General features: G+C 73.5%; 12 protein-coding genes. 7 read left to right on the forward strand and 5 right to left on the reverse strand.

Going from position 1 to position 13,895, the window contains the following annotated elements:
• Positions 1-35 precede the first annotated feature (35 nt).
• A complete protein-coding gene (locus HD595_RS32495) occupies positions 36-875 on the reverse strand; it encodes a helix-turn-helix transcriptional regulator (RefSeq protein WP_253775707.1) in 840 nt (279 codons plus the stop codon).
• Positions 876-976: 101 nt separating this feature from the next.
• Between HD595_RS32495 and HD595_RS32500 the strand changes: the two genes are divergently transcribed.
• The 3 genes from HD595_RS32500 (at position 977) to HD595_RS32510 (ending at position 4,238) form a co-directional block, all read left to right on the forward strand.
• On the forward strand, positions 977-1,690 hold the full coding sequence (locus HD595_RS32500) for an SDR family oxidoreductase (protein ID WP_253775709.1): 714 nt from the start codon (positions 977-979) through the stop codon (positions 1,688-1,690).
• A gap of 35 nt (positions 1,691-1,725) precedes the next feature.
• A complete protein-coding gene (locus HD595_RS32505) occupies positions 1,726-3,135 on the forward strand; it encodes a glutamate--cysteine ligase family protein (RefSeq protein WP_253775711.1) in 1,410 nt (469 codons plus the stop codon).
• A 65-nt stretch (positions 3,136-3,200) separates the two neighbouring features.
• On the forward strand, positions 3,201-4,238 hold the full coding sequence (locus tag HD595_RS32510; protein WP_253775712.1) for a hypothetical protein: 1,038 nt from the start codon (positions 3,201-3,203) through the stop codon (positions 4,236-4,238).
• A gap of 33 nt (positions 4,239-4,271) precedes the next feature.
• On the opposite strand, the gene HD595_RS32515 is transcribed toward HD595_RS32510, so the two are convergent.
• Positions 4,272-5,009 (reverse strand): PaaX family transcriptional regulator C-terminal domain-containing protein, encoded by a 738-nt coding sequence (locus HD595_RS32515; RefSeq protein WP_253775714.1) that lies wholly within the window; start codon positions 5,007-5,009, stop codon positions 4,272-4,274.
• A 30-nt stretch (positions 5,010-5,039) separates the two neighbouring features.
• On the opposite strand from HD595_RS32515, the gene HD595_RS32520 reads away from it, so the two are divergent.
• Positions 5,040-6,776, forward strand: coding sequence for an acyl-CoA dehydrogenase family protein (locus HD595_RS32520; protein ID WP_253775716.1), 1,737 nt, complete (start codon positions 5,040-5,042; stop codon positions 6,774-6,776).
• 59 nt (positions 6,777-6,835) lie between these two features.
• On the opposite strand, the gene HD595_RS32525 is transcribed toward HD595_RS32520, so the two are convergent.
• A complete protein-coding gene (locus tag HD595_RS32525; protein WP_253775718.1) occupies positions 6,836-7,540 on the reverse strand; it encodes an SIR2 family NAD-dependent protein deacylase in 705 nt (234 codons plus the stop codon).
• 195 nt (positions 7,541-7,735) lie between these two features.
• Between HD595_RS32525 and HD595_RS32530 the strand changes: the two genes are divergently transcribed.
• The 3 genes from HD595_RS32530 (at position 7,736) to HD595_RS32540 (ending at position 10,636) form a co-directional block, all read left to right on the forward strand.
• Positions 7,736-8,476, forward strand: a complete 741-nt coding sequence (locus HD595_RS32530; RefSeq protein ID WP_253775720.1) for a crotonase/enoyl-CoA hydratase family protein — start codon at positions 7,736-7,738, stop codon at positions 8,474-8,476.
• Between the two features lie 75 nt (positions 8,477-8,551).
• A complete protein-coding gene (gene ligD, locus HD595_RS32535) occupies positions 8,552-9,733 on the forward strand; it encodes a non-homologous end-joining DNA ligase (RefSeq protein WP_253775722.1) in 1,182 nt (393 codons plus the stop codon).
• Between the two features lie 105 nt (positions 9,734-9,838).
• Entirely contained in the window at positions 9,839-10,636 is a 798-nt protein-coding gene (locus HD595_RS32540; protein ID WP_253775724.1) for a PI-PLC domain-containing protein, read from the forward strand.
• A 170-nt stretch (positions 10,637-10,806) separates the two neighbouring features.
• Here the strand turns inward: HD595_RS32540 and HD595_RS32545 are convergent, their stop codons facing one another.
• Together HD595_RS32545 and HD595_RS46960 are read right to left on the reverse strand one after the other, a co-directional pair.
• Positions 10,807-11,526 carry a response regulator gene (locus tag HD595_RS32545; protein ID WP_253775726.1) on the reverse strand — a complete coding sequence of 240 codons (720 nt, stop codon included), beginning with the start codon at positions 11,524-11,526 and terminating at the stop codon, positions 10,807-10,809.
• Positions 11,523-13,517 (reverse strand): sensor histidine kinase, encoded by a 1,995-nt coding sequence (locus HD595_RS46960; RefSeq protein WP_308211288.1) that lies wholly within the window; start codon positions 13,515-13,517, stop codon positions 11,523-11,525. The genes HD595_RS32545 and HD595_RS46960 overlap by 4 nt, the downstream gene beginning before the upstream one ends.
• Between the last annotated feature and the right edge of the window lie 378 nt (positions 13,518-13,895).

Genomic DNA, 13,895 nt, shown 5'->3' on the forward strand with positions numbered 1-13,895 from the left:
GCTTAGGGTCAGGTGACGCGGCTCACGCAAGGCTCTCACCCGACCGTGAGCTGACGCAGCTCGCGCAGGGCCTGGTGCGAGGGCGAGCCGGGCTCGGTGGTGTAGATGACCAGGCGCAGGTCGTCGCGGTCGGGCACGGGCAGCACCTGGCAGGTCGCGTCGATGTCGCCCACGAGCGGATGGTGGATCATCTTGCGCTGCTCGCGGCGCACCGCCACCTCGTGCCGGTCCCACAGCGCGGCGAACTCCGGGCTGAGCGCGAGCATCTCGGCGACCAGCGCGCGGATCCCGGCGTCGCCGGGGTAGCGGCCTGCGGCGGCGCGCAGGTCGGCGACGGCGGCGCGGGCGAACCGGCTCTTCTCCTCGTCGGCGAGGTGGTCGGCGAGGTCGGGCGCGCCGAAGACCCAGCGGATGGCGTTGGGCGGCTGCGGTCCCGTGCCGTCGAGGCCCTGCATGACGGCCTTCGCCAGCGGGTTCCAGGCGAGGAAGTCGTACTTGGCGTCGAGCACGAACGCCGGCGCCTCCTCCAGGAAGTGGATCAGGTGCAGGATGCTCGCCGGCACGTCGCCCCTGCGCCGGCCGGCGGCGCCCGGCTGCTCCAGCGCCTGCCCGGCCAGGTGGAACAGGTGCGCGCGCTCGTCCTGGCTGAGCATGAGCGCGCGGGCCAGCGCGTTCAGCACCTGCCGCGACGGGTGCGGGCCGCGGCCCTGCTCCAGCCGGATGTAGTAGTCGACCGACATGCCGGCGAGCTGGGCGACCTCCTGCCGCCGCAGGCCCGGCGTGCGGCGGCGCTCCCCGGCCGGCAGGCCGGCCTCGCGGGGAGTGAGGCGGGCGCGGCGGGAGCGGAGGAACTCGGCGAGCTGGTCACGGTCCATGCCTCCATCATCCCTGCCGGGTGGTCGGCGTGGGTGGTACCGCCGATCCCAGCCTCGGGAGGTCTCTCCCGCCCCACGCGGCGCACCGCGACGGTGGAGGCATGACGACCACAGCCCTCATCACGGGCGCCAACAAGGGAATCGGCTTCGAGATCGCGCGCCAGCTCGCCGAGCGCGGCGTCACCGCGATCGTCGGGGCGCGCGACGAGGAGCGCGGGCGGGCCGCCGCCGAGCGGCTCGGCCAGCCGTACGTGCGGCTCGACGTGACCGACGAGGAGAGCGTGCAGGCCGCGGCCAAGCAGATCGAGCGGGATCACGGCAGGCTGGACGTCCTCGTCAACAACGCCGCGATCGCCGGCGGCTGGCCGCCCGAGCCGAACCCCAGCGCCACCACGGCGGCGGCGCTGCGCGAGGTGTACGAGACGAACGTCTTCGGCGTGGTCACGGTGACCAACGCCATGCTGCCGCTGCTGCGCCGGTCGGAGGTCGGCCGGATCGTGAACCTGTCGAGCGAGCTGGGCTCGATCGCCCTGGCCCTCGACCCGGGCACCCCGTTCTACGAGAACAACCTCCTGGCCTACAACTCCTCCAAGACCGCGCTGAACATGGTGACCGCCTCGTACGCCAAGGAACTGCGCGACACCCCGATCAAGGTGAACGCGTGCAGCCCCGGCTACTGCGCGACCGACCTCAACGGCCACACCGGCTTCCGCACGCCCGAGCAGGGCGCGGTGATCGCGGTGCGCCTGGCCACGCTCGGCGCCGACGGCCCGACCGGCGCCTTCCTGACGGAGGACGGCCCTCTGAGCTGGTAGGTGTGGCGGCCCTCCGTCCGGACAGTAAGGGGGGCATGGGACAGGATCTGGACAAGGAGCGCTTCACCGAGGCCGAGTACACCGCGTTCGGCGAGCGGCTCCAGGAACAGCTCGGCACGCTGCGGGGGCTGCTGGACCGGCCGGGATTCGGCGCGGGCCCCACGACCATCGGCGCGGAGCTGGAGCTGGTCCTGATCGACGGGAACGGCCGGCCGCTGCCGCGCAACGAGGAGACGCTGCGCGTGCTCGGCGACCCGCGCGTGGTGCTGGAGCTGGGCCGCTACAACCTGGAGGTCAACCTCACGCCGCTGCCGCTGGCGGGCCGGCCCTTCGAGGGCCTCGGCGGTGAGGTGCAGGAGGCGCTGGCCAAGGTGGACGCGGCGGCCGGGGCCGCGGGGCCGGGCGCGGGGGCGGTGCCGATCGGCATCCTGCCCACGCTCGGCACCGACGACTTCACCCGGGAGGCGATGAGTGACCAGAAGCGGTACCGGGCCATGAGCCGGGGCTTTCGCCGGCTGCGGCTGGAACCGTTCCTCGTCAAGATCGACGAGCTGGAGCTGGCGGTGTCGGACGTGCTCCTGGAGGCGGCCAACACCTCCTGGCAGGTGCACCTGCGCACCCCGCCCGAGCGGTTCGCCCGGGTGTTCAACGCCGCCCAGCTCGCGATCGGGCCGGTGCTCGCGGTCTGCGGCAACTCTCCGTCGTTCCTCGGCCGGCGGCTGTGGGAGGAGACCCGGATCCCGCTCATGGAGGAGGCGGTCGACGACCGCGACATCGAGCGCCGCGAGCGCCGCGACGGCCGTGTCACGTTCGGGTCGGACTGGGTGCGTGAGGGGGCGTACGAGCTGTTCGAGAGGTACGTCCGCGACTACGCTCCGATCATGCCGGAGCTGCGCGACAGCGACGACCCGCTGGACGTGCCCGAGCTGCGGCTGCACCAGGGCACGGTCTGGCAGTGGAACCGGCCCGTCTACGACCCTGCCGACGGCGGCCACCTGCGGGTCGAGATGCGCGCCCTGCCCGCCGGGCCGTCGTGCGCCGACATGACGGCCAACGCGGCCTTCCTCATCGGGCTCACGCTCGCCGAGGCCGAGCGTGACCTGACCGGTTACCGCTTCGCCGAGACGTACCAGAACTTCTACCGGGCGGCCATGAACGGCCTGGACGCGAAACTGTCCTGGCCGGGCAGGGACGGCGAGCTGGACGCGGCCGACCTCGTGCTCAGCCTGCTGCCGGACGCGCGCGCGGCGCTGCTGGCCGCCGGGGTGGTGCCGGACGACGTCGACGCGGCGCTCGGCGTCATCGAGCAGCGGACCCGGCTGCGCCGCACCGGCTCGGCCTGGCAGCGGGAGGCGCTGGAACGGCTCGGCGGCGACCGCGGGCGGCTCGTCCGCGAGTACCGCGAGAACGCGCTGTCGGGGCTTCCCGTGCATATGTGGCGATAGACGCAACAATCCCGGCGCTCTGCCCGTCAAACTGATCACATCGGACGGAACGGGGAGAGGATCACATGGCGGGCACGGGGATGGTTCCGGCGGACGCGACGCCGTACACGTTACGGCGGGCGACCGGCACGCTGGCCGAGGCGGCCGCGAAGCTCTCGGGGGAGATCGGCGCGGTCACGCCGGCGACGGTACTCGCCCACGCCAACCGCACGGGCAGCCGCAGGGGAGCGGCGGCGGCGCTCGGTGCGATGCAGCCCCGCCCGGCCGAGTGGTACGCCTTCGACGCCAAGGACCAGGACACGGTCGACTGGTACCCGCAGGGCCTGACCTGCGGCGAGGACTCCGGCTCGGCCGGTGCCCCCGTGCTCGCCGTGACCTGGTACTTCAAGCCCGCGCCGCCGGTGCTGGAACGCGGCGTCAGGCTGACCTTCCTCAGCCCGCAGACGCTCAAGTACCAGCACGCGCTGCTGGTCGAGCCCCGTACCGACGGCTCGTACGCCCCGATCAACATCCACGCGGGCGGGGTGGCCTGGCACGGCGACCTGCTCTACGTGGCCGACACCACCCGGGGGCTGCGCGTCTTCGACATGCGTCACGTGCTCGACCTGCGCAGCGCGCAGAGCGACCTCGGCGACCCCACGCAGGTGGGGCGGCGCGACGGGCGCTTCCACGCGTTCGGCTACCGGTACGTCATCCCGCAGTGCGACTTCTGGCGCGTCGCGCAGCCCGGGCCGCTCTTCTCGTTCGTCTCGATCGACCGCGGCACCTCGCCGCACACGCTGATCAGCGGTGAGTACGACGAGAACGGGCCCGGCGGCCGTGTGGTCCGCTGGGACCTCGGCCCGGACCTGGGCGGCACGCCGCGCGACGCGTTCGTCCTCGGCCACCCGAAGATCCAGGGGGCGGTGTCGAGCGGCGGGGCGTGGTACCTGAGCCAGGCCGCCGACGCGAGCACCAACGGCAAGCTGCTCGTGTACCGCGACGGCCGGCTCACCACCCGGTCCCTGCCGATCGGGCCCGAGGACCTGAGCGTGCGGGGCAAGCAGGTGTGGTCGGTCACCGAGTTCCGGAACAAGAGGATCGTCTTCGGCGTCCCGCTCTGACGCTCACGGACCGGCCGGATGCCGCTCCGACGCTCACGGACCGGCCGGGCTCGTGAGGTGGCGCTGGAGCACCTCGCGGTAGCGGCGGTCGAAGGCGTCGTAGCGGTCACGCAGCTCGCGTCCCGGCCATCCGTCGGGCAGCAGCTCCGCGGGCAGCAGCGGGTCGGCCAGCAGGTGGCGCAGCACGGCCGCCGACACGAGGAAGCCCTCCGCCAGCCCCTCGGCCCGCTCCAGCCGCCGTTCCAGCTCGCGCGCCTCGGCGGCCCAGCCGTCGAGGTCCCACAGCAGGGGAGTGGGGTCGGTGCGCGGCCGGCCGTCGATGAGCGTGCACTGCGCGGTGACGGTCTCGGGCCAGGGGCGCAGCAGGTTGGCCGGGCGCATCCAGGTGCCCTCGCGCAGCTCGGCCATCCGCAGCGCCGTCATCGCGTGGCGCAGCGCGGCCCGGTCGGCGGGCGCGCGCCGCTCGGCGGTGACGACGGCGATCTCCCACGAGCCGTCCCACGCCCGGAGGTGCGGGTCGCGGCTCTCGTCCTGGCGCGCCTGCCGCTCGACCAGCCGCTCCGACAGCCGGTAGCGGCCGTCCTCCTGGAGGAGGTCGCCGGCGGCGACCATGCGGGACAGCGCCACCCGCACGGTGCCCTTGGCGATGCCGAACAGCCCGCCGACCCGTACCAGGTGGCGGGCGGGCAGGCTCGGCGGGTGGCTGCCGAGCAGCGCGCTGAGCACGGCGGAGCGCGCGCTCAGCGCCTTGCCGTCATTACGGTCTTCCATCGCGTGTCGAGTATATGTAACACTCCGGGCATGGGGCAGCGCTATCTCATCGAACCGTTCGACGGCAGCGACCGCTACGCGACCGAGCACTACCAGGGCGCCGCGGGCCGCAACTGGTGGACCTGCGACCCGACGCTGCGGCTGCTCATGCGGCGGCACCTCGGCGACGACGGCCTGGCCTGGGCCGAGCCGCACCTGGACCGGCTCGGCGCGCTCATGGGCGGCCCCGTCGCGGCGTGGGCGGAGGAGACCGACCGCAACCCGCCCCGGCTGGAGAAGTACGACAAGTGGGGCAGGGACGTCAGCCAGGTCGTCATGCCGCCCTCCTTCCACGCCGCCCGCGACGCCCTCATGGCCGACAACCTCACCTCACCGGCCTTTGCCGAGCAGGCCCGCGCCCACGGCGCCGACCCGGCGGCGCTCGCCGCCGCCTGGACGTACCTGCTCGACCAGGCCGACATCGGCATGGGCTGCGCCCTCGGCACCGGCGGCGACATGGTCGTCTCGCTGGCCGAGCGGTACGCGCCCGCCGACGTTCGCGACCGGGTCCGGGCCATCTTCGCCCACGGCTTCTACTCCGGCGAGGCCGCCCAGATGCTGACGGAGCGGACCGGCGGCTCCGACCTGGCGGCGCTGGAGGCCACGGCCGTGCCCGATCCGTCCTCCGCCGGCGAGGCGTGGCGGCTGACCGGGCTCAAGTGGTTCGCCTCCAACGCCAACGGGTCGGCGTTCGTCGTGCTCGCCCGCGCCGCGACCGGCGACGGGGATACCGTCGCGCCGTTCCTCGTGCTCTGGGAGCGGCGGGACGGCTCACGCAACGGGGTGCGGATCAGGCGGCTCAAGGACAAGCTGGGCACGCGGTCGGTGGCGTCGGCCGAGGTGGAGTTCGCCGACGCCGAGGCGTTCCTGCTGGCCGGGGCCCCCGGCGCGGGCTCCCCGGGCGCGGGCGCCTCGGGCCTCGGCACCATGATGAAGCTGACCAACGCCTCCCGCCTGGGCGTGGCCATGATGGGACTCGGCGTGGCCCGCCGCGCCCTCGTCGAGTCGATCTGCTACGCCCGCGCCCGCGAGGCGTTCGGCCGCCGGCTCATCGACCAGCCGCTCATGCGCCGCAAGCTGGCGGAGCTGATCGTCGAGGTCGAGGCCGTCCAGGCGCTCGTCTTCGACGGCCACGTCGGTCCCCGGCTCCGCCTCGCGCCCGCCCTGGTCAAGCTGCGCGCCACCCGCCTCGGCCTGACGGCGGCCAGCGACGCCGTCGAGATCCACGGCGGCAACGGCTACATCGAGCAGTGGCCGGTCGCCCGCCTCCTGCGCGACGCCCAGGTCAACCCGATCTGGGAGGGCGGGGACAACATCCTCTGCCTCGACGTCCGCCGCGCCATGCTCCGGGAGAACGCCCACGAGCCGTTCCTGGACCGGCTGGAGGCGGCCGTCGCCCAGGCCCCCGAGGGCTCCGGCGACCTGGTCCGGGCCCGGATCGGCGACCTGCGCAAGGCGATCACCGTCTGGTCCGGCCTCGACCCGGAGGTGGCCGAGGCCCGGCTGTACCCGCTGGCCCAGCTCATGGCCGACGTCTACGCGGCGGCGCTGCTGCTGGAGCAGGCGGGCTGGGAGCAGCGGGAGCTGGGCACGGACCGCAAGGCGCTGGTGGCCCGGCTCTACGCCGAGGCCCACCTCGCCGACCACGGCCCGCTGCGCGGCCTCGACCGCCCGGCCGAGGACCTGGACCGCTTCGGCGACCTCCTGGAGGGGGCCGTCACCCTGTGACCGGCCCACGGCGCCCCCGCCGATCCCCACAAACCGGCCCACAGCGCCCCCGCCGAGCCTCACAAAGTGGACAGCAGGCGGGGGACCGCCTCGCTGATCGGATCGCGGATCACCTCGTCGGCCTGGTCGTCGTACGGGGTCGGCTCGCCGTTGACGATCACGAGCCGGGCCCCGGCCTCCGCCGCCAGCCCGGCCAGCGTCGCGGCGGGCTGCACCTGCAACGAGGTGCCGACGACGACGAAGACGGAGCACCGCTGCGCCGCCCGGACCGCCTCCGCGAGCGTCTCCTCCGGCAGCACCTCGCCGAACATGACCGTCGTGGTCTTGAGGACGCCCCCGCACCCGGCGCACGCGGGGTCTGGCTCGCCCGCGTCGATCCGGTCCAGCGCCTCGCGCAGGGTGGAACGGGCGCCGCAGCCGAGGCACACCACCCCGAACATGTTGCCGTGCAGCTCCAGCACCGCCCGCGAGCCGGCCTTCTGGTGCAGGCCGTCGACATTCTGCGTGATCAGCCGGTCGAGCCGCCCCTCCTGCTCCAGCCGGGCCAGCGCCAGATGGGCGGCGTTCGGCTCGGCCGTCCAGGCGGGGCTGGCGCGCCGGAACTCCCACGAACGGCGCCGCACGTCGGGATCGTCCAGGTAGGGGCCGATGCTGACGAGCCGCAGATGGTCGGGTTCGGTCTTCCACAGGCCGTTGGGCCCCCGGTAGTCGGGGATGCCGGACGCCGTGGAGATGCCCGCGCCGGTCAGCACCGTGATCGTCATGCTCGCCTCCTCTTCCGCCACCGGTCCAGTCTTCCAGTGCGTGATCTTCCGGCGCGCGTCCTTTTGCCGCGGCCTCCGGGCGCGCGGCCTGTGGGGGCGTGGCCGGGCGCGCGGGACCGGGGTGGGCTTGTGCGTGCGGCGGGCCGCGGGGATGCTGGGGACTCCCGGCCCCGGCCGAGGTTCGCGGAGGTGGACATGACCGTACGGATCGAACGCGACGGGCCCGTCACGACCGTCGTGCTCAGCCGTCCCGAGGCGCGCAACGCGGTGGACCGCAGGACCGCAGGGGCGCTCGCCGACGCGTTCCGGGAGTTCGACGCCTCCGACGCGTCCGTCGCCGTGCTGTGGGGCGAGGGCGGCACGTTCTGCGCCGGCGCCGACCTGAAGGCCGTGGACAACCACGTCGGCGAGGAGGGCGACGGGCCGATGGGCCCGACCCGGATGCGCCTGTCCAAGCCGGTCGTCGCCGCCGTCGCCGGGCACGCCGTGGCGGGCGGGCTGGAGCTCGCGCTCTGGTGCGACCTGCGGGTGGTGGAGGAGGACGCGGTGTTCGGCGTGTTCTGCCGCCGCTGGGGCGTGCCGCTGATCGACGGCGGCACCGTACGCCTGCCACGCCTCGTCGGCGCCTCCCGGGCCATGGACCTGATCCTCACGGGGCGGCCGGTCGGGGCCCGGGAGGCGTACGAGATGGGGCTGGCCAACCGCGTCGTGCCCACCGGAGGCGCGCGCTCGCACGCCGAGGCGCTGGCCCGCGAGCTGGCCGGCTTCCCGCAGGCGTGCCTGCGCGGCGACCGGATGTCGCTGCTGGAGCAGGAGGGCATGACGGAGCCCGAGGCGATCACGAACGAGCTGCGCCACGGGCTCCTCTCGCTGCCGGACGCGGCGGCCGGGGCGGCCCGCTTCGCCTCCGGCGAGGGCCGTCACGGCCGCTTCTGACCCCCACGCCGGGTCCCGACTCCGCCTTCGCGCTGGTCCGGGGGATTGTCGGAGGCGTTGCGTAGGGTTGGGCCCATGCCTGACATCGAGGTCGCCGGGCGGCGGGTGCCCATCACGAGCCCTGACAAGGTGATCTTCCCGCGGACCGGCCACACCAAGCTCGACCTGGTGCGCTACTACCAGGCCGTGTCCGAGGGCGCGCTGCGCGGGGTGGCCGGCCGGCCCATGATCCTCAAGCGCTACGTGCGCGGCATCGAGGAGGAGGCGTTCTTCCAGAAGCGGGTCCCGGCCAAGCGGCCGCCGTGGGTCGAGGTGGCCGAACTGCGCTACCGGTCCGGGCTCAGCGCCGAGGAGGTCGTGGTCAACGACCTGGCCCAGCTCCTCTGGGTCGTCAACCTCGGCTGCGTCGACCTCAACCCGCACCCCGTCCGCGCGGGCGACCTCGCCCACCCCGACGAGCTGCGCATCGACCTCGACCCGGTGCCCGGGGTCGCGTGGGACGACGTGCTGGCGACCGCGACGGTGGCGCGGGAGGTGCTGGCCGACCACGGGCTGACCGCCTGGCCCAAGACGTCAGGTTCGCGGGGCTTCCACGTCTACACCCGCATCGAGCCGCGATGGACGTTCGCCGAGGTGCGCAAGGCCGCCGAGGCGGTGGCGCGCGAGGTCGAGCGGCGGGCGCCCGAGGTGGCCACGAGCCGCTGGTGGAAGGAGGAACGCCACGGCGTGTTCGTCGACTTCAACCAGAACGCCTACGACCGCACCGTCGCCTCCGCCTACTCGGTCCGCGCCGTGCCCGACGCCCGCGTGTCCACGCCGCTGACCTGGGACGAGGTACCGGGCTGCCGGCCCGAGCTGTTTACGATCGACACCGTCCCGGAGCGGCTGGCCGAGCGGGGCGACCCGTGGGCCGGCATCGACGACCACCCCGGCACGCTCGACGGGCTGCTCGAACTGGCCGAGTCGCTGGGGCCCGCCCCCAAGCCGCCCAAGGGCACCGGCCGCCGGCGCCAGGTCGTCCCGGTCATTGAGATCGCCAAGGCCCAGCACAAGGACGAGGCCCTGGCGGGCTTCGAGCGGTGGAAGGCCCGCCACCCGGGGGCCGCCGCCCGGCTGGAGCCCGCCGACGTGCTGGTCGACGGCATGCGGGGGCGCAGCAGCGTGTGGTACCGGGTGCGCGTCAACCTCCAGCACGTCCCGGAGTCCGAACGCCCGCCGCAGGAGCCGCTGGAGGTCGACTACGACCCCTGGCACTGACGCCGCGCCGGGCGGTCAGCGGGTCGGGCGAGGACGAGAACACACCGAGCGATGCCCGTGATGTGGGAGAGTGCGAGGGCACGACAAGATCGAAAGGTGTGAGTCTTGGCAGTCCCCCTCGCCACGCTGATGCTGGCCTCGTTACTCGCCTCCCCGCCCCTCGCCTCCGCCCCCTCGGCGCTCCCCGCGTGCCCGCAGATCTTCGGGCACGGCGGCTACCCCACCGGGCCCAACGCGTGGGAGCGGGACCAGGTGCGTCAGCCCAACAACCCCACGGCCATCCGCCGCTACAAGGCGTGGGGCGCGTCCGGAGTCGAGGCGGACCTGCAGCTCACCAAGGACGGCACCAAGGCCGTCATGTGGCACAACACCTCCACATGGGGCCTGACCGGCCCGAAGATGAACATCACCGACATCTGGTGGGCGGTCGGCGACACCGCGCTCAAGGGCCGGACGATCAACCGGGGCCTGTTCCCGGGTGAGACCGTCTACACCTTCCGCGAGTGGCTGGGCTCGATGAGAAGCGCGGGCATGGTCGGACTGGTCGAGATCAAGCCGGAGGCCAAGCAGTCGCTGCTCAGCCCCAACGCCTCGATCAAGGCGCGGGCCTGGGCCGAGGTGCTCGACCCGGTCAAGGAGTCCTTCCGGTCGCAGGAGATCATCCTGTACTCGCACGACAGCGGCATCACCGCCGAGCTGCGGAGCCGGGTCAGCGCGGCGGGCATGTCCCGGGTGCTGAGCGGCGGGCCCGTCTGGCCGGAGGTCACCGACTGGGAGGAGCCGCCCCCGTCGTGGCGGCTCAACGAGAACGCGTGGAAGACGGCCCTCCAGAGCGGCGCCAAGCGGGTGGCCACCGACTTCACGCCCCAGTTCAAGACCTGGCTGCAGGGGAAGTGCCAGTGAGCCCCCGCCACTGAGGACGCCCGGCCGCTCTCGACTCGCCGGTAGTGCTGCGGCGATGCTTGCCGAACGTTCCACGGCGATGCTTGTCGGACGTCTACGGTGAAAAGCGCCGGACGGTCCGCGGCGAGGAGCGGCTGACGGCGGGCGCGCGTTGTCTGGAGAGTGGTGTCCTATCGTGAGCCGGATGCCAGGCCGGCGTCGTAGGCGATGATGACGAGCTGGACGCGGTCGCGGGCGTCGAGCTTGGTCAGCAGGCGGGTCACGTACGCCTTGACGGTGGCCACGCTGATGACCAGCTCGGCGGCGATCTCGGTGTTGGACAGGCCACGGGCGACGAGGGCCAGCACCTCATGCTCGCGGCCGGTGATGCCGTCCAGCGTGCGCGGAGCGGGAGCGGGTGCGGGGGCGGGTTCAGGCGCGGGTTCCGGGTGGCGGGTGAACGCCTCGATGAGCCGCCGGGTGACGCTCGGCGCGATGAGCGCGTCGCCGGCGGCGACCACCCGGATCGCCGCCAGGATGTCGTCCAGGGCCATGTCCTTGACGAGGAAGCCGGACGCGCCCGCCCGCAGGGCGCCGTACACGTAATCGTCGTCGTCGAACGTGGTCAGCACGACGACCTGCGCCCCGCTCGGCCCGGCGGTGATCAGCCGGGTGGCGTCGATGCCGTCCATGCCGGGCATGCGGATGTCCATCACCACGACGTCGGGCCGCAGGCTCTCGGCCAGCCTCACCGCGTCCGAGCCGGTGCCCGCCTCGCCGACGAGCTCCAGGTCGGGGGCGTCGGTGAGGACCATGCGCAGGGCGGCGCGGATCAGCGGCTGATCGTCGGCCAGGACGACGCGGACGAGCGGCCGGTCGGCGGGCGCGCCGAGCGCGCCGTCCGTCATCATGCTCCCGCCGGGAGAGGCAGGCGCACCGCCACCCGGAACCCGCCCTGCGGACGCGGCCCGGCGAAGAACTCTCCGTCGAGCAGATGGACGCGCTCGCGCATCCCCGTCAACCCGAACCCGTCACCCTTGCCCCTGTGGGCGCCGCTGCTCCCGTGGCCACTCTCACCGGCGGGGTCGGCACTCCCGCTCGCGTGCGCGCTGCCCCTGGTGAACGCATGGCAGCTCCCTTCGGCGAGGCTGTCCCCTTTGACGTGGCCGCCGTCTCGGGTGCGGCCGTTTGTCGGTGCAGGGGGCTTCGCGGGGGCGGGGTCGTCCATTGGTGTGAGGGACTCTGCGGGGGTGCGGTCGTCCGTTGGTGTGGGGGCCTCTGCGGGGGTGCGGTCGTTCGTCGGCGTGGAGGGCTCCATGGGGGTGGGGTCGTCGGCTGTCCGGAAGCCGCCTTCGCCCGCGAGGCTGCGGATCGGGCCGTCGTTCAGGATCTCGATCGAGAGCGCGTCCTGGTGGTACTCGACCGACACCTGACATGAGTCGACGGCCGCGTGGCGGACCACGTTCGTCACCGCCTCCTGGATGACGCGGTAGGCGGAGACGTCGAGGTCGGCGCGGAGCGGTCGTGGCTTCCCCAGCCGGCGCACATCGACGCGGACCCCGGCTTGGGTGGTCGTCGCCGCCAGCCGATCGAGGTTCGCCAGCCCGGGCGAGAGTCGTCCGTCCTCTTCACGGTCGGCTGTCATCAGGTGAGGGCGTGGAGGAGCGGGCCTTCGCTCTCGGCTCCCCGGAGGGAGATCAGGCACAGGACCCCGGACGGCGGCGCCGCACCCGGGAATCGAGGTTGCCGAGCCGGGGTCGAGGTGCGCGTCGGCCGCGCCTGGTGCCGCCGTTGGGGTGCTCAGCAGGCTGGACACCGGTTGGACGCCGCCCGAGTCGTCCGTCTGGCTCCGGTTCGCCAGATGAAGAGCGGATGTCGGTCGCTCAAGCAGGCTGAGCAGTGGCGATGACGGCGGCGATGACTGGGGCGGTGACGCGTCGCCGAAGACGCGCCGTGTCGGGCGGGCAGAGGCCTGGTCGTGTGTGGGCGTCATCGCCAGGCGGTCAGTCATGATCCTCGCGATGACGCCAGGGACTCGGATCCGGGACGGTGCCGCTGCGCCGTGCGGCGTCGATTGCGGGTGGCCGCTCGGGACGCCCACGGCCGCCTGCGTCGAGTCGTACGCCTCCGGCTGCCGGAGGGTGCCGACCATGCGGCGCAGCCCCGACAACGTCTCCCGGCCGACGGCCTCGATCTCCGCCAGCGCCTCACGGGCACGCGCCGGCTGGGTGTCGATGACCCGCCGCGCCGCCCCGGCCTGCAGGGCGATGACGCCCATGCTGTGCGCGACCGTGTCGTGCAGGTCGCGGGAGATGCGCAGTCGCTCGTCCGTGACCGCCTGGGCCGCCGCCCGGGCGGTCAGGGCTTCGGCGTGCTCGCGGGCCTGGTGCGACGAGCGGCCGATCAGCCACGCGATGACCGCCCCCATGGCCACGGCCAGCTCCGCCGAGGTGCCGACGGGCCAGCCGAACAGCGTCCTCGTGGTGAGGTAGCCGCCGAGCAGGGCGAGCGCCCAGAACAGGGCCGCCCTCGCCGTACGCCGTGACCGGGCGGCCGCGATGACGTACAGCGCGACGTCGACCGCCAGATACTGCGCGAACGGGATCTCGCCCACCCCCAGGGGGACGCACGCGATCACGGAAGAGGCCAGCATCAGCCCCAGCGCGACCAGCGGGCGGCGGGTCAGCAGCCGGCAGGCCGCCAGGGTCATACCGGTGGCCACCGCCAGGAACGTCAGCCCGTCGACCTGGTACAGCAACGCGCCGGGGAGCAGGGCCGGCTCCCACTCGCCGGGCAGTCTGATCCGCATGAGGAACGTGAACGCCAAGCCCGCGCACCACGCCAATGCCGCCCAGGCGCCGGGGGGCACGCGCTTGAGCAGTGGCGGGGGTGTGACCTGCATGTGCAGATCGTAACGGCGGGGCTGGGGGGCGGGCATCGGACCAGGGTCGTACGACCTGGGTCTACAGGGGTCAGGGCAAGTGCCGTCGGTGGTCCGATGTGGCGCATACGCGGTCTCCGTCACCGTCGGTGAGGTGAACCACACCTGCGAGCCCTACCTGGAATGTGCCCGGCCGATCGGCGGACCGCCGCTGGATCCGCCCCATGACGGTCAACCCCATGACGGTCCGTCCCATGACGGTCAGCCGGCTGAGGGGCCACCGCTCGTTGAGTCGCGTTCGTCAGGGACCCCGTCCAGCGCGCCTCGGCAGCGGTACTCCTCACCACGGTCGTCCGCTCCCCGGCTGTCTCGGTCGCCGGCGGTGTCCGGCAGCGCCCG

This window comes from Nonomuraea roseoviolacea subsp. carminata (assembly GCF_024172185.1).
GTDB classification, from domain to species: Bacteria; Actinomycetota; Actinomycetes; order Streptosporangiales; family Streptosporangiaceae; genus Nonomuraea; species Nonomuraea roseoviolacea.